Origin of the sequence: Thermococcus camini (genome assembly GCF_904067545.1) — an archaeon.
GTDB classification, from domain to species: Archaea; Methanobacteriota_B; Thermococci; order Thermococcales; family Thermococcaceae; genus Thermococcus; species Thermococcus camini.
In genome coordinates this window covers 825,058-839,886 of sequence record NZ_LR881183.1, presented here as the reverse complement: position 1 = coordinate 839,886, position 14,829 = coordinate 825,058, and the positions used below count along the sequence as shown (strand labels likewise).

General features: G+C 51.3%; 18 protein-coding genes and 1 tRNA gene. 10 read left to right on the top strand and 9 right to left on the bottom strand.

The genetic code is table 11. From position 1 onward, the window contains the following. Window positions 1–86: 86 nt before the first annotated feature. The 3 genes from TIRI35C_RS04510 to TIRI35C_RS04500 form a co-directional block, all read right to left on the bottom strand. Window positions 87–164, bottom strand: a tRNA-Met gene (locus TIRI35C_RS04510). A gap of 90 nt (window positions 165–254) precedes the next feature. After that, window positions 255–962 carry a hypothetical protein gene (locus TIRI35C_RS04505; protein ID WP_188201902.1) on the bottom strand — a complete coding sequence of 236 codons (708 nt, stop codon included), beginning with the start codon at window positions 960–962 and terminating at the stop codon, window positions 255–257. Between the two features lie 12 nt (window positions 963–974). Further along, window positions 975–1,424, bottom strand: a complete 450-nt coding sequence (locus TIRI35C_RS04500; protein WP_188201901.1) for a hypothetical protein — start codon at window positions 1,422–1,424, stop codon at window positions 975–977. Window positions 1,425–1,568: 144 nt separating this feature from the next. On the opposite strand from TIRI35C_RS04500, the gene TIRI35C_RS04495 reads away from it, so the two are divergent. The 3 genes from TIRI35C_RS04495 to TIRI35C_RS04485 are packed head-to-tail and all read left to right on the top strand — an operon-like array spanning window position 1,569 to window position 4,455. Then, entirely contained in the window at window positions 1,569–2,729 is a 1,161-nt protein-coding gene (locus TIRI35C_RS04495; protein WP_188201900.1) for an aconitase X catalytic domain-containing protein, read from the top strand. Window positions 2,730–2,738: 9 nt separating this feature from the next. Continuing rightward, complete coding sequence (locus TIRI35C_RS04490; protein WP_188201899.1) at window positions 2,739–3,140, top strand: DUF126 domain-containing protein; 402 nt, start codon at window positions 2,739–2,741, stop codon at window positions 3,138–3,140. Between the two features lie 40 nt (window positions 3,141–3,180). Beyond that, complete coding sequence (locus TIRI35C_RS04485; RefSeq protein ID WP_188201898.1) at window positions 3,181–4,455, top strand: site-2 protease family protein; 1,275 nt, start codon at window positions 3,181–3,183, stop codon at window positions 4,453–4,455. On the opposite strand, the gene TIRI35C_RS04480 is transcribed toward TIRI35C_RS04485, so the two are convergent. After that, window positions 4,445–4,876: a hypothetical protein gene (locus TIRI35C_RS04480; RefSeq protein WP_188201897.1), complete on the bottom strand. Its 432-nt coding sequence runs from the start codon at window positions 4,874–4,876 to the stop codon at window positions 4,445–4,447. The genes TIRI35C_RS04485 and TIRI35C_RS04480 overlap by 11 nt on opposite strands. 258 nt (window positions 4,877–5,134) lie before the next feature. On the opposite strand from TIRI35C_RS04480, the gene TIRI35C_RS04475 reads away from it, so the two are divergent. Both TIRI35C_RS04475 and TIRI35C_RS04470 read left to right on the top strand, forming a co-directional pair. Beyond that, window positions 5,135–5,308, top strand: a complete 174-nt coding sequence (locus TIRI35C_RS04475) for a class III signal peptide-containing protein (RefSeq protein WP_014012107.1) — start codon at window positions 5,135–5,137, stop codon at window positions 5,306–5,308. 59 nt (window positions 5,309–5,367) lie between these two features. Then, window positions 5,368–5,562: a class III signal peptide-containing protein gene (locus tag TIRI35C_RS04470; protein ID WP_188201896.1), complete on the top strand. Its 195-nt coding sequence runs from the start codon at window positions 5,368–5,370 to the stop codon at window positions 5,560–5,562. Here the strand turns inward: TIRI35C_RS04470 and TIRI35C_RS04465 are convergent. After that, a complete protein-coding gene (locus TIRI35C_RS04465) occupies window positions 5,540–7,777 on the bottom strand; it encodes an ArnT family glycosyltransferase (protein ID WP_188201895.1) in 2,238 nt (745 codons plus the stop codon). The genes TIRI35C_RS04470 and TIRI35C_RS04465 overlap by 23 nt on opposite strands. A gap of 84 nt (window positions 7,778–7,861) precedes the next feature. Continuing rightward, a complete protein-coding gene (locus TIRI35C_RS04460; protein ID WP_188201894.1) occupies window positions 7,862–9,508 on the bottom strand; it encodes a DUF2079 domain-containing protein in 1,647 nt (548 codons plus the stop codon). Window positions 9,509–9,614: 106 nt separating this feature from the next. On the opposite strand from TIRI35C_RS04460, the gene TIRI35C_RS04455 reads away from it, so the two are divergent. From TIRI35C_RS04455 to prf1, 5 genes are all read left to right on the top strand, one after another. Then, window positions 9,615–10,376, top strand: a complete 762-nt coding sequence (locus TIRI35C_RS04455; RefSeq protein WP_188201893.1) for a class I SAM-dependent methyltransferase — start codon at window positions 9,615–9,617, stop codon at window positions 10,374–10,376. Next, window positions 10,336–11,076, top strand: a complete 741-nt coding sequence (locus TIRI35C_RS04450; RefSeq protein WP_188201892.1) for a glycosyltransferase — start codon at window positions 10,336–10,338, stop codon at window positions 11,074–11,076. The genes TIRI35C_RS04455 and TIRI35C_RS04450 overlap by 41 nt, the downstream gene beginning before the upstream one ends. 36 nt (window positions 11,077–11,112) lie before the next feature. Then, entirely contained in the window at window positions 11,113–11,673 is a 561-nt protein-coding gene (locus TIRI35C_RS04445; RefSeq protein ID WP_188201891.1) for a HEAT repeat domain-containing protein, read from the top strand. 92 nt (window positions 11,674–11,765) lie between these two features. Then, window positions 11,766–12,002: a pro-sigmaK processing inhibitor BofA family protein gene (locus tag TIRI35C_RS04440; protein WP_188201890.1), complete on the top strand. Its 237-nt coding sequence runs from the start codon at window positions 11,766–11,768 to the stop codon at window positions 12,000–12,002. A gap of 101 nt (window positions 12,003–12,103) precedes the next feature. Next, window positions 12,104–13,351: a peptide chain release factor aRF-1 gene (gene prf1, locus TIRI35C_RS04435; RefSeq protein WP_188203022.1), complete on the top strand. Its 1,248-nt coding sequence runs from the start codon at window positions 12,104–12,106 to the stop codon at window positions 13,349–13,351. A 1-nt stretch (window position 13,352) separates the two neighbouring features. Here prf1 and TIRI35C_RS04430 read toward each other — a convergent pair whose 3' ends face one another. From TIRI35C_RS04430 to TIRI35C_RS04420, 3 genes are read right to left on the bottom strand one after another with little or no spacing between them, the layout of a single operon-like run. After that, window positions 13,353–13,625: a type II toxin-antitoxin system RelE family toxin gene (locus tag TIRI35C_RS04430; RefSeq protein WP_188201889.1), complete on the bottom strand. Its 273-nt coding sequence runs from the start codon at window positions 13,623–13,625 to the stop codon at window positions 13,353–13,355. Beyond that, window positions 13,622–13,840: a DUF5646 family protein gene (locus TIRI35C_RS04425; RefSeq protein WP_188201888.1), complete on the bottom strand. Its 219-nt coding sequence runs from the start codon at window positions 13,838–13,840 to the stop codon at window positions 13,622–13,624. Before TIRI35C_RS04425 ends, TIRI35C_RS04430 begins: the two co-directional genes overlap by 4 nt. Before the next feature lie 55 nt (window positions 13,841–13,895). Continuing rightward, window positions 13,896–14,777: a dihydrodipicolinate synthase family protein gene (locus TIRI35C_RS04420; protein ID WP_188201887.1), complete on the bottom strand. Its 882-nt coding sequence runs from the start codon at window positions 14,775–14,777 to the stop codon at window positions 13,896–13,898. Window positions 14,778–14,829 lie beyond the last annotated feature (52 nt).

Below are 14,829 nucleotides of genomic sequence, written 5' to 3'. Positions count from 1 at the left end.
GCCCTTCGATGATGTGGGTTCAAGAGTCCAAATGACTAAAAAGAAACACCAAGCACCATACAAGAACAGCAATGCACAAAATAAGCTGGTAGCGGGGGGAAGATTTGAACTTCCGACCTCCGGGTTATGAGCCCGGCGGGCACTCCTAGCTGCCCCACCCCGCTGCTCGACCCGTTAGTTAGTGAACCGTGGAGGGTTTATAAATTTTGCGGATGCTCCCAGAGACAGGCAAAAATAAAAAAGGCCAGACCGGGTTACTCCTTCGGCGTAATGTGAATCACCATATGGGCGTCTGGGTCCGTGTACTCGAACTCCACCGGGACGCCCCTGGACGTTACAAGCACCTGCCACTCCTTTCCGCTTCCGACCTGAATGCGGTACTTGAAGAGCTTCTCCTTCAGCCCGAGACCCATCAGGATCCTGTCCATCAGGGATGGGGAGTCACTGACTATCTGGACGTTTCCGGAGTTAACGGCGACATTACGAAGTAGCAGGGTGGGAAGGCTCGCTTTAATCGCCTCAAGCGCCTGCTCCTGGCTGATACCATAGTACTTCTCCCAGAAGGTTACTATGTCCATGCTCGTTCCATCCGCCAGGGTCACGGTTCCCGAGATCTTCCCCGTGTTGAGGTCAACGAGCGCGTCTCCCTCCATGGCAAGTGAGCCGTTTATGTAAAATTCCTCGTGCTCCTGGACTCTACCCGAGGTAAGATCCACGCTACCCGTCGCCATCATTCTGCCGGTGTACAGAAACTGTTTCCTGATGCTCCTTGAATCTCCGTTATCAACTACATAGACCCTGTACTGGTTGAAGTTGATCTCACGGGTAAAACGGTACGTTTTCATGTTCTCCAGAGCTACCACAAGCGTCTTCTGTGCCGGCGGCTGGGAAAGGGCGTAGGCCGTGCTCAACACTCCCCCAAGGATCACCAGCGCGAGTATAGGAACCAGATACTTCCTCATATCCATCCCTCCTCAGTATCCCCCTCCTCCGAGGAATTTGTAGTGCCACCTCATCGTGAGGGTGGAGCTCGGTCCGCCGTCGGCGTCGTCCAGGAACGGGTAGTAGAAGTTCGCCGTGAACGTGGCCGAAGAATACGTCCTGTACAGGGAATACCCTGCGGTGTTTGTGAGCTTCGCCGAGGCATAGTCGAGGTCGTATGTCCCGAGCACAATCACTGCAATGTGGGAAGCTCCCGAGCCTGAGTACCAGGAGGTCGAGTAGGACTCCACCCTGCCCTTCATCTCGAAGGGATAGTAGTTGGGCCATTCGCCGACCACTGTGTTGTCGTAGAACGTTGGGCCATTGTCCGATAACACAACGTCATAGGTGGGCCCCGCTATTGTCCCGGTTACTGGGGTCGCACCCATCCCAAATAGTACCAAAAATAACAACACTACTGCACCCTTCTCCACAGCTCCCATCACAGGTCCCTCCTGAGAGTGGGCATTAGTATTATTATCAAACATCAAATAACTGTTTCTGTTGGTCAATATCCATGTACTGACTTTCAAAAATGGAAGGGAGGGCTTATAAAAGGGGACGCTCATTATGTGAAAGGTGGTGTCATGTACCTGACTAAGGAGGAGGAGCTGATTCTGGCGGGGGAGTACGGCTACGCCCTCCAGAAGGCGATGGAGATACTCGTCGCCCTTGGGGAAATTTACGGTGCTGATAGGCTCATCCCGATAAAGAGCGCTCAGATTGCTGGCGTTTCCTACAAGAACATCGGCGATGCGGGGATGGAGTTTCTGAGGGACTTCGTCAATGCTGGAGCAAAGGTCAGCGTCTACACGACCCTCAACCCAGCGGGCATAGGCGACGATGAATTCATGGAGAAGCAGAGGGAAGTTCTTGAGCTTTACAGAAGGATGGGAATCGAGATCACCTCAACCTGCACCCCCTACTACGGCGCGAACCTTCCGAAGTTCGGCGACCATATAGCATGGAGCGAAAGTTCTGCGGTAAGCTTCGCCAACTCCATCCTGGGTGCAAGGACGAACAGAGAAGGCGGCCCCTCAAGCCTGGCCGCCGCGATAGTCGGCAAGACCCCCAACTACGGCCTCCACCTGGACGAGAACAGGAAAGCGACGGTGATGGTCAACGTTGACGCGAAGATGGAAACCTTCGTTGACTACGCGGCCCTCGGCTACCACCTGGGCAGGACGCTCGGCAACGATGTGCCCTACCTCAGGGGGCCAAAACCCGCGAGAACCGAGTTCCTCAAGGAGATGGGAGCGGCGATGGCAGCGAGCGGATCAATAGCGCTCTACCACGTGGAGGGCGAGACCCCCGAGTACCGCACCGCAATAGCGGAGGAACTTGAGACGATAACCGTTGAGGACTCCGATATTAGGGCCGTACGGGAGGAGTTCAGGGACGACTGGAGCGAGATAGACATGATCCTCATCGGCTGTCCCCATGCCTCACTGCAGGAGGTAAAGGAGATCGCGGAGCTCCTCAGGATGCGCGGGAGGCCCCTCAGGATACCCCTGTTCATCACGGCAAGCGGCGCGGTCAAGGCTTTGGCCGATGCCCTCGGCTACACGGAGATAATAGAGCGCTACAACGGGAGAATAATAGCGGACGCCTGCTTCGTTGTCTCCCCGATAAAGGGGTGGTATTCGGGTATAGCAACCAACAGCGGAAAATCCGCGTTTTACTTCCGCTCATTCGGGTTCAGCGTGAGGCTCGACGATGCGGAGAACCTGATACGGGAGGCGCCGTGAGGTGATACCATGAAGCTCCGGGGAAGGAAGATAGTCGGGGGAAAGGCAGAAGGAGAGCTGATAGTTTCCAGGAAAGCCCTTTCGTTCCTCGGCGGCGTTGACCCCGAAACGGGAATAGTTACGGATGCAGAGAGCGACATAAGGGGGCAGAGCATAGCCGGAAAGATACTCGCGTTTCCCCGCGGGAAGGGCTCGACGGTTGGCTCCTATGTAATCTATGCCCTCAAGAAAAACGGGAAGGCGCCGAAGGCCATAATCGTTGGCGAAGCGGAGACCATAGTCGCGACGGGTGCAATAATAGCCGGCATCCCCATGGTGGACGGGATAGACGTTTCGAGGCTGAGGAGCGGGGAGCGCGTTAAGGTTGATGCTGACTCCGGGGAGGTGGAGGTTCCCGAACCCCGGGAGTAGGGTTTTTAACCCCTCCCGACTCTTTATTCTGGGAGGAAAAATGTCGAGGGGAATTTACGAGTGCGTCAGGTGCGGTCACAGGGAAGTCATCGATTCCAGCGAGCCGGTTCTGGAGAATGGTTGCCCCGAGTGCGGCGGTGACATGGTTCTGGTGGGCTTTGAGGCCGGGGCCGAAAACGCCCCGAACGAACCATCCGTCTCCCAGCGTATTCCTCTCCACACCGTTCATCCCGCGGCACTTCCGCCTGCCGTGGAGGCAAAGCTGAGTGAGTTCTACGTCATCGAACCCCGCGGGGTCGAGGGCAACGTCTTCGTCTTCGAGGTCAGGGATGTCCTGGAGGGGGACTTTGAAAGGGTCCTGAGGGAGCTCGAGGAGCTCGGCTACTGGGCGGCCCTCAAGAGGCGCGGGGGGAGGGTTCTCCTCTACGTCTTTCCCGCCGGGGAGGTCAGGGAGGACAACCGCTGGCTCCCCTGGGTTTTCCTAATCGCGACGATATTCACCACGTTCCTCGCCGGGTACTGGCTCTCCCTGAGCTACATCTCCCTCCTCGACGAATACGGTCTGCCCGGGATAAGAAACCCCTACGTCAACGCGCTGGCATTTTCAATAAGCGTCATGGCGATACTCGGAACCCACGAGCTGGGCCACAAGATTGCAGCCGCCTACCACGGCGTTAGAGCAACGATGCCCTACTTCATCCCGTTCCCCAGCATGCTCGGAACGATGGGCGCTGTGATAAGGGTGAAATCCCCCCTGCCAACGAGGAACGCCGCCATTGACCTCGGCGTGAGCGGCCCAATAGCGGGTTTTCTCGTTGCCATCCCCGTCAGCATAATAGGGTTGAAGCTATCGGTTCCGGTTCCCGTCAGTATGGTGCCGCCAACGGGGGGAATAACCTTCGGCGAGAACCTCTTTTTCATGTTCATTGAGAAGTACTTGGTGACGTTCCCCGAGAACAGCGTCGTGTTCCTCCATCCGGTCGCCATAGCGGGGTGGGTCGGAATACTGGTGACCTTCCTGAACCTCATCCCCGCTGCCCAGCTTGACGGGGGCCACATAGCGAGAGCCTTTCTGAGCGAGAGGACGCACCGCTACCTGACCACGGCCGTTGGGCTCGTGCTCATAGGCATGAGCTTCCTCTGGGTAGGATGGCTGATATGGGGAATCCTCGTCCTCATGATGGGGGCCATGGGCAACCCCGGGGCGCTTGATGAGGTGTCCCCGATATCGAAGAAGAGAATCGCCCTGGCGCTGGCGGCGCTGGTGCTCTTCATACTCTCCGCAACCCCTGCCCCGATAAGCGCTACCGGCTGACCCGCCCCTTCTTTTTCTCCTTGAGTATCTGCTCGATGTCGTAGTATATCGAGTCCCTTGAGACGCTGAACATCCTCGCTATTTCGGAGATGTTTAGGACGCGGGGGTTGTAGTTGAACGTCTCCAGAATTCTCGCCAGGAGCTCCCTGCGTTCCTTTATTGTGAACTCGTTGAGGGGCTTCTCCTCCAGGGGCGCGTTGTAGACCACGACCACGACGGCGTAGGTCCTCCTGGTCACAGGGGTTGTATAGGTGCCTACCTCGAAGTCCACAATCCTGGCGTTCTTCGGTAGGAGCCTGTTGATCTTGTCCATTGTCTTGCTTATGGCGTCCTCTTTGTTTTTCCCGTGGGCGTAGTCCGCGAGGATACCTTTTTTCATATCATTACGGGTATCAAGCAACATTGTTACCGTGAGGTTCATGAAGGCACCGAACGTGAGGTTTATTTTGGAGGAAACGATAGAACCCGGCAGGGGGTACAGCAGTTCCCTTGACTTTAATAGTATATTGTTTATACAATCTTCAATGCTCGATGATTCACATTGGACGCTTACCAACTCCACGAAACCACCCCTGCTGTTTCCGCAGTATTGGGGGCCATCTCCTTAAATTTGGGGAGAAAGCTATATAAGCTTTTTCGGTGCATTTAGGTATGAAGTAATCCTTTGGAGGTGGATAACATGAAGAGGAAGGCCCAGGGTGCGATTGAGTACCTGTTTATGATCGCTGCCGCTCTGGTTATAGTGCTTATAGTCTGGAGGCAGCTCAAGAACAGGGGACAGAGCGCCAGTGACATAGCCGACACTGCAGAGCAGCAGATAAGTGAGGAGCTCAACAGCGAGATCGGTAGCTGAAGTTTTGTTCTAAACTTTTTTAAACTTTTAATACTTCTTAAGGTATTGGGTGATTTGGAATGCGGAGAAATGCCCAGGGTTCAGTGGAGTACCTTTTCATGGTAGCCATAGCTATCGTTATGATATTCGTGTTCGTACGCAAGTTCTTTGATCCCCGCTTTGGTACCATCCACAAGACTGGAGAGCTCCAGAACACGATCGAGAGCGAAATATCAGAGGACATAGAGAGCGCTATGAACGGCCAGAATGGATAACCTTGGTAATCTTCAGGAGTTTGCCCCTCACGAGAACCCGACCCTTTGACGTGTAGTGCAGTTCTCTCCCAGCCACCCAGAATTTCTCGGTACCGACGTATATATTCAAGACATCCTCACGCATGTCGGGATCGGGGACGTTTCCGTCATCGTCTATGGCAATCCCCGAAAACGTCACGACAAGCTCTGCGGTATCGTTTTTAAGAGTGATCATGACCCCACTAGCATTTGCTACAACAGTAGCAACCACATAGACACTATCTTCATTGTACCATTTAACAAGAAAACTATCCCCATCGAGCCTTTCCAGAACCGTGCTGAAGTTAAAGCTCTGGTTCGAGGCAATTGGATAAACTGCAAAGGTCTCGTGGATTCCATCTAAGAGCCATAATTTTCCTTCCCTGGATTCAGGGGTGAGCATCCTTGCAGGATAGTCAATCCTGGATACCAGGATCAGATCTCCATTCGAGTAAGAGCCCGAAAAGATGGGGGTTCCATTTACCAAGGCAAACGATTTGATCGGGGAGTACAGCGCATTTAAGTCAGAGTTTCTATCTGAGATTTTATCCATCCATGTACCGAGTACAATGCAATCCACACCGATTTCCTTAAGATCTTCCACCAGTCGGCCTGGAGGATATTCTGCCATGTACAGCAGCCCAAATGAGTCAACGAACCACGGTGGAACATTGAGACCCAGATAATAAGCGTTCATCGGGTTTATCGAATACGTCACATTACATGGATGAGACTCAAGATAAGCATCGGCACCGTCTCTCAGGGACTTTGAGTGAATGCTCATGGGAAGTTCCAAACTGCCGCGGGGGGCGTTGATGAGGAGTCCATAGTCGGTCATGGACATAAGCAGGAGAAACACTGTTCCAAACACCATGAGGTTTCTAAAGTTTCCCATCGAACCGGCGGACATTACCACATCAAGGGCAAACAGATAAAACACCAGGATGAAAGGAATCAAAAACCTAAGGTTGGGGATTATTGGGAACAGCAGCATATACATCACGAAATTCAATAGAAACAGGAGTGAGACAGCACTGTCCCGTTTAAGCTGATTTTCCCTGAGCAGCAGCACCAGGGTGACAGCGGTCAGGAAAAACATCGGAACGAAGACCGATGCACGTTCCTGAACGCCGGAATAGAATGTATTAATAACCTCACTGGAGAGCTGGAAGAGCGCGGCGAACGAGAAGTACCTGCTACTCTGGAGAAGGTAGGTCTGGTTTAGGTAATCGGTGGATACTGCGTATCCAAGCAGGAGCTCAACCACAGCCTTGGGGATCAAGAGGGAAAGCAACAGGTACGCCGCAGGTTTTAAGTGTCCCATTGTCTCGCGGGCTATATGCACCAACTTCCCGACATATCTGCAACCGAATACGTAAATCGTTAGGAATGCCCATGCAACGACGATGAGCCCCCCAACGTATTTATGACCTACTAGAGAAAACGGATGTATCCCCAGGAGCACGAGGATTTTCTCGGTAACCCACGAAGGCCAAGCCATTCGGAGTGAGACGAATACGGCGGCAAGGAGCAGGTATAGCGCCATGACAACGAGGACCTGGGAGCTGGAGAGTACTGTTCGAAGGCCAGATTCAATGTACTCCCAGGATTTTTCCCCCAGCAACATAAGCACGAACACAATGTACAGGGCCACAATATACGGTATAATTGTGAACTTGATGGCGCTTCCAATTCCAGCCAGAGCAAGGGAGATATAGGCGTATTTAATCAAACGGGTCTTTTTGTATCTGATAAAATAATACATTGAAAAAATCACGAAAAGTTCCACGAAGGTATCGTGTAGTACTAGCCGATTGACTCGAAGTATCGTCGGGTCAAGAACTAAAGCAAGCGCGAACAGTATCCCCAGTTTTTCATCTCTAAGCTCGCTTCCAATTTTATATGCTATGATGATGGAAATTCCACCGGCCACCACGGAAAGCATCCGTCCAACGATGTAGCTATCCCCAAAAACACGCAGCCATAAAGCCAGGATGTAGTAGTAGAGGGGAGGATGAACGGCAAAGATATCCCGGTATGGGAGGTATCCCTGGTTGATAAGTCTAGCTATTAGTAGGTATGTCCCCTCGTCATAGTCGATGTATTCGTTCATCTGGAACAAGAGCGTAACCCGCGTAATGGCATATATCAAAAGAATGAGCCCAGGAATCAATCTTTCAAGAGCTGCTCTCTTCATTGAATCCCCCCCAGTACCTAATGGAGATTCTTATCTCACGGTTTCACAGCCTTTCATTTTGCCTCCTCCTCAGTTGCGGGATTTCTAGCCATTGCCTGAAACTTCAGTCAATTGACTTTCGCACCGATGTATATAATGCTTAAAGGTCTCCGTGACACACTTTACCACTGAGTCCTCGGGGCGTATTGGAGTCATAGCGGGGTCCTGGCCGGAGCACCTGTACACCACCTGCCTCAAGTCAATTACCTGAACGTTGGAGTAGCTGCCGTTTTGGAGTCTCCCATTAATGACCTTCATGGAAGAGTTGAATAATCTTCCATACAGTGAGTCTACGATAACTATGCTGTTGTTCTGGAGGTAAGAGTTGCCAAAAACTGTCCTTACTACATAAGTGGTGTTCCTGTTGGCAAGGCGTGGGAATATGTTTCCCTGGACTACCAGTGCACATCTCCTGTCTGCCTCGTAGAATACAGGCAAGCTCTCATCTAGGATTTCCATATAACCATCCCATACGTCCCACACGCTGGAAAGTGTGTAGGAAGAGGTCCCCCAGACTCCAATGTATTCCGAGAAGTTTATGGGAGGTGCGACCAAAAGAAAAATCATCATTGCCATACCAAGGCTAAACCTCATCGTTTTTAAAAGAGGACTGTTTTCAGATGATCTCAGGGCACGAAGCGCGTAGATTGAAGACACAAGGCTCATAGGAAGGAGAATATATGAATAGTGCGTTCCAATAGCCACCACCGGGCTCCACGAGCCCATAACTATGATCTCCGCTAATGGAATCAAAGGCGGAATCAAAAACCGGGGATTTTTAAGCAGCGGTATCCCAAAGTAACCCAACCATACTACTATGTATATCGCCCTCAGATAAAAAGAATCGAGATCCAAGTAAATCTTTCCCACATCTCCTGACAGGAAAGGATAATGGCCGGTGGGATTAAACATTGGAACCAGCACAAATGTTTCAACGATAACCGACGTGATTCCAACGAGTATAAAGGTCACTTCAAGCTGATGAGCCATACAAAATTCCCGAAGTCCTTTGATTGAGGCCATGTTCCTTAAGATGCTCCACAAACTTCTCCTCTCCCTTACAAGGATAAATAGGACGCCAATGCTAACGAGAGCAATTCCCGCATCTTCCTTAGTGGACAACAGCAGAATCGAGAGAAGAATGACTCCGAGCTTGTTTGATGGGGAGGAGTCCCCCATTACCAGTATCCTGTGGGCAAAATAAACGATGGCAAAAATTACAGGAACTGCCAGAACTGAGGGGTGAAAATCGTCAGTAATCCATGCAAATGGACACAGAATGAAAAATAAAATAACATATACTGAATGCTCAATACCTTCAAGAGCGTCCCGCGAAAAGAGGTAGAAAATCACCCCTGCGACAAACATAGCAATAGGGACCAGTGTGAGAAGCAATTCAGGGCGCGAATACAGGTAATAAAGAGGAACTAAAATAAAGAGGATCGGCTGAAAGTGTACCTCCATATGGGACTTAACACCCAGCTCTATGAACTCCGGGGTGTTAAACAGAAGCCCCTCCGAATGAGCGGTCGTCCACAGTGACTGAGAAAACAGGCCCAAATCGAAAGCCCCCGTTAGGAAAAGCCAGTGCCGAATCATCAGCCTCAGCCACAGTTCGAACGCATAGACTACTAGCAGTATGATCCACAATCGAGCAGTAATGGCCTTGTAAAACGCATCTCTGCGCCACATCTAGTGGTTTAAGGGGTGGAGGATATATAAGGTTATCCTATAGATGCCAAACATTTATATTGTGCCGTTTCCAAAGTTGTTCTAGGGGAAACCCAGAATGGGACTTATGAGCGATGAAATAGAAATGATTCATCTGGATTTTGAAAGGACCTACTGGTGGTTTAAATCCCGCAGAGATCTCATTAAGTCGCTCTTATTAAAATTCCACTTTCACGGACCTCTTCTGGACGTTGGTTCCGGAAGCGGTGAAAATCTAGAAGCTATCAAAGGCATAGTTCCCCACTCGGTTGGAGTGGAATTGTCGGACACTATGATTGAGTACGCTTCAAAATTAGGGAGAAACATCATACGGGGCAACGTAGAAGCACTTCCATTTGATGATTCAACGTTTATGAGCGTTGCAGCCCTGGATATACTGGAGCACGTGGACGACAGACGCGCTATCAAGGAGATATGGCGTGTTCTAAAGCCGGGAGGGAAACTCCTAATAACCGTACCTGCTTTTATGTGGCTTTGGGGCATTCACGACGACGTTCATGGCCACAAGCGAAGGTACTCTGCAAGGCAGGTGCTGAAATTAACTCAGGGTACAGGATTCAACATTGTTTTCTGGTCGTACTGGAATTTTATATTGTTCATCCCCTCAGCAATCCAGAAGAAACTGGGAAAATCTCACAGCCTAGTTCGCCTTCCCAAACCACTAAACGACGCTCTCTATGCGATATCCAAACTCGATAATTACTTAATTCTTCGAGGACTGAAACTGCCCATTGGAACCTCGATAGTGGTGATTGCCCAGAAACCCTGTCAATCGGGGGAAGATTGTCATGAGACCTCCAAAGGTATACGTGATAATTCCAGCGTATAATGAGCAGGACTTCCTTGAAAATGCCGTTGATAGTGTCATAAGAGTTCTGGCGCGCTCGGAAATTAGTGATTATACCATACTCATTGCTGAAGATGGGAGCACGGACGGAAGCGACGTGATCTGCATGAAATTATCGCGGAAGTATTCACGGGTTCTGTGCATTCATAGCAAACGCAGACTGGGAAAAGGCGGCGCCATCAAGAGATCCATCAGGAATCTTCCCAACACAGGGATAATGATACACCTCGATGTCGATCTTTCCGTGCCCCCGGAGTATATCCCGCTTGCGGTTAAGCACATCACGGAGACAGGCTGTGATTCCGTGATATGCTCTAGACTTCGACCAGGCTCCACGGTGAACAGAAGCCTCTACCGTCAGATTCTGAGTATAGGCTACAACCTGCTTGTTAACGTTCTCTTCCGCACGGGAATCACGGATCACCAATGCGGCTTCAAGGCGTTTAACCTCGAAACAACAAGGGATTCTCTACTGGAAGCCCAAGACAGCGGGTGGTTTTGGGATACCGAGATTCTGGTAAGGCTCAAGCGGAAGGGCCTAAAGGTGTGCGAGTTGCCGGTAGTATGGAACGAGAGCGAGCGGGACAGCAGGTTGAATTTGAAAAGGGACATCATCGAGATGTTCATATCCCTTCTCAGGTTCAGGTTTGGAGCTCCAAGATTCTCAAAGCGAAAGTCTTAACTAGGATTGCCGTAAGTGACTAATTAGGTGATCCCCATGGCGTTCCTCTCCTTCGGTTCGAAGAGGGATAAAATAAAAAAGCTCATCGAAGCGGAACGCTTTGACGAGATAGTCTCCATGGTGGTGAAGGACAAGAAGGCACTCAACGGACTCATCGAACTCCTCAACGACACAGCACCGGGAATCAGGGGAGATGCGCTGCTGATTCTGGGAATGGTAGTCGGGCAGAGGGCGGACGTTATCGAACCCCACGTCGATAAAATATTCCCCAAAGCCATCGAACTTACCGGAAACAGGAACCCCTACGTGAAGGAAAACGCTATGGTTCTCTCTTACGAACTCGCCCGCAGGTTTCCTGACCGGGCAAGGGCCCTGAAGGGTACAGTAATCAACGACCTAATCGATGCACTGAAGGAAGGTGACAGAAACACAAAGGGGTTCGCGTTGATACTAATCGGGGAGCTTGGGGCTAAGGAGGCAAGAGAACACGTTGAAGAGCTCGTCAGCGTCGAGGACAAGGTTATACTCCCGTTCGAGGGCAGGAAGTGGGTCCCGCTGGGGGAGATAGCCAAAGAGGTTCTTGAAAAACTTCCATAAACTGAAATCGAATCAATACATTTCTTTCATAATTCCATTTATGTTGCGAAAGATTAATAAGCCCGTTCTTTTTAACTACTTAAGGTGATACCATGATAGCGGAGTTGCTGTTCCTGTTTTTCCTGCTCCTGGCCGTAGTGCTGATAGTCAAGGTTGGTTTTGCCATAGTCAGATACCTCGTGGCCAACGCGGTAATCGGCCTGATAATTCTGTGGTTCACGAACTGGATTGGCCTTTCAAGCGTCCCGTTTACGTTGTTGAACGTGCTCATTGTAGCTATAGGCGGTGTACTCGGAGTGATAGCACTCATAATAATCTCCTGGTTCTAGCTGAATCCTCCTCCATTCCTAAACTTTTATAAATTCCCTGCTTTTTCATTCTCAGGTAGCGGAAACTGGCTGGAAAAACGTTCTGAAGGAGAGTGATGCTCATGTCTCACAAGTCTGCGGAGATGTATGAACTAAAGAAGAAGGTCGAGGAGCTGAAGGGTTATCGAGGTCGAGCCACAGAACTGGTGAGCCTCTACGTTCCTGCCGGGTACGACCTGAACAAGGTCATGCAGCAGTTGCGAGAGGAGTACGGAACGGCCCAGAACATCAAGAGTAAATCAACCCGAAAGAACGTCCTCGGTGCCCTCGAAAGGGCGATGCAGCACCTCAAGCTCTACCGCAAGACCCCCGAGACCGGCCTGGCCCTCTTTGTCGGCAACGTCAGCGAGCAGGAGGGGGTAAGCGACATAAGGCTGTGGGCGATAGTCCCGCCCGAGCCGCTGAAGGTCAGGCTCTACCGATGCGACCAGACCTTCATCACCGAACCGCTTGAGGAGATGCTCCGCGTTAAAGATGCGTATGGCCTCATAACCGTTGAGAAGAACGAGGCCACCATCGGAGTCCTCCGCGGAAAGCGCATCGACGTCATAGACGAGCTAACCTCAAACGTTCCCGGGAAGACCCGCGCCGGTGGTCAGTCGGCCAGGCGTTACGAGCGCATCCGTGAGCAAGAAACGCATGAGTTCATGAAACGCATCGCAGAGCACGCCAACAAGGCCTTCCTTCCCCTCCTGGAGAAGGGCGAGCTGAGGGGCATAATCATAGGCGGCCCCGGGCCGACCAAGGAGGACTTCATAGACGGCGAGTACCTCCACCACGAGCTCAGGAAGAAGATAATCGGCGTCGTTGATATCAGCTACAGCGGGGCCTACGGCCTCAAGGAGCTCGTCGAGAAGGCCAGCGACATCCTGAAGGACCACGAGGCCATAAAGGAGCGCCACCTCATACAGAACTTCTTCAGGCACCTCGTCAAGGACACCGGGATGATAACGTACGGTGAGAACGAGGTCAGGAAGGCCCTTGAGCTTGGAGCGGTAGATACGCTCCTCCTCAGCGAGGGCTACGACAGGGTCAGGGTCAAGGTTAAGTGCAACAGCTGCGGCTGGGAAGACCTCAAGACCATGAGTGAGTCCGAGTTCCATGTTTACAGGAAGAAGCTCACCCACTGCCCCAAGTGCGGCAGTCAGAACCTCAGCTTCGAGAAGTGGGACGTCGCTGAAGAGCTAATAAAAATGGCGGAGGAGAGCGGCTCCGAGGTGGAGATAATATCACTCGACACCGAGGAGGGCCAGCAGTTCTACAAGGCCTTTGGAGGAATAGCGGCGTTCCTGAGGTACAAAATTCAGTGAGTTATTTGTACGCATCTCCCCTTTTCTTCAGCCTATGGATTAGTACCAGGCGTTTTTCCCAGTTTACGGAGTAGATGATTCTATATTCCCCGATTCTAACCCGATATATGTCCAAATCCCTAGAGCCTTTTATTTTGACGATGTCGAACCTGTCTTTTGGAACTGCCTCATAGTGAAGGGCATCCTTTAGTTCCATGAACTTTCTTCGGTTGGCTTTAGGGAGAGATTTAAGGGCTTTGATGACTTCCTTCTTTATTTTAACGTCGAACGTCATGAATCATCCTCCAGGAGCCCCTCAAGATCATCTGCGTCAATCCATTCCTCCTCATAAAATTCCCTGGCTTCTCGTTCTATTTCTTCAATTTCCTCCGCCGAAATCTCGTTTTTAACCATTGGAACCAGCATGGCCTCAAGGCGCTGGATTTCAACTTTTAGGCGCTCAAGCTCTTCCATAACGTACTTTATGTTCGCCTCACTTACTCTCTCCATAGTCTCACCATTTAGCGGTTCTTCTTCTAACTATTTCTACTTTTCGTCCTCAAACTCAGCCCAGCACCTCGGCGAGCAGTTTTCTTATCCCCTCTTTTACGTTCTCCCCATCCATCAGATACGGAGGCCTTAGGACAGGCCTTATTGAGAATCCCCTGAGGGACATGGCGAGCTTTATTGCCGAGCCAAAGGAGGAGGCAAGGTCGTAGACCCTCGACAGCTTTGCCAGTCTGCGGGCATACTCAAAGGCATCCTCGAACCGCTTCTCCTGAAACGCCTTCCAGAGGGCAAGATGAACCTCTGGCGCGAAGTTGGCGCAGGCCATTATACCGCCGTCGCCGCCGAGGGCGAGTGTGTTCAGAAAGTGCTGGTCTAGACCGGTGAAGACCCTGAAGTCATTCCTCTCGCCCTTGACATCAAGGATAACATCCCTGATGTGGTTTATGCTGTCGATGGTCTCCTTTACGCCGGCGATATTTGAATACTCCAAGGTTAGGCGCTTGATGAGGGAAACACTGAGGGCATTGGCACAGGAGGGGATGTTGTAAAGTATAATAGGAATATCAGTTCTCTCGGCGACCATCGAGTAGTGCCTAAATAGGGCCTCGTCGTTCAGGGGGCAGTAGTAAGGGGGCGCTATGACGGCGTAGTCAGCCCCTATATCCTGGGCGTGCTTCGTAAGCTCAACGACCTCAGAGGTGTTGGATGATGCGGTACCGACAAGATAGAAGGACGCGTTAACGAGCTCCCTGCCCTTCTCGGCCAGAAACTTTCTCTCCTCGACGCTGAGACTCGTGAACTCTCCGGTTGTAGCGTTGATGAATATCCCATGGACGCCGACCGTCTGGAGAAACTCAATGTGCTCCTCGAGGGCCGGAACATCAATGGAGTAGTCCTCATTGAAAGGCGTCACAAGGGGCACTATAACACCGCGCATGGAACCACCGGGAGGTGTTAGAGAAAGGGGGTATTTTAGGGTTCCGGGAAGT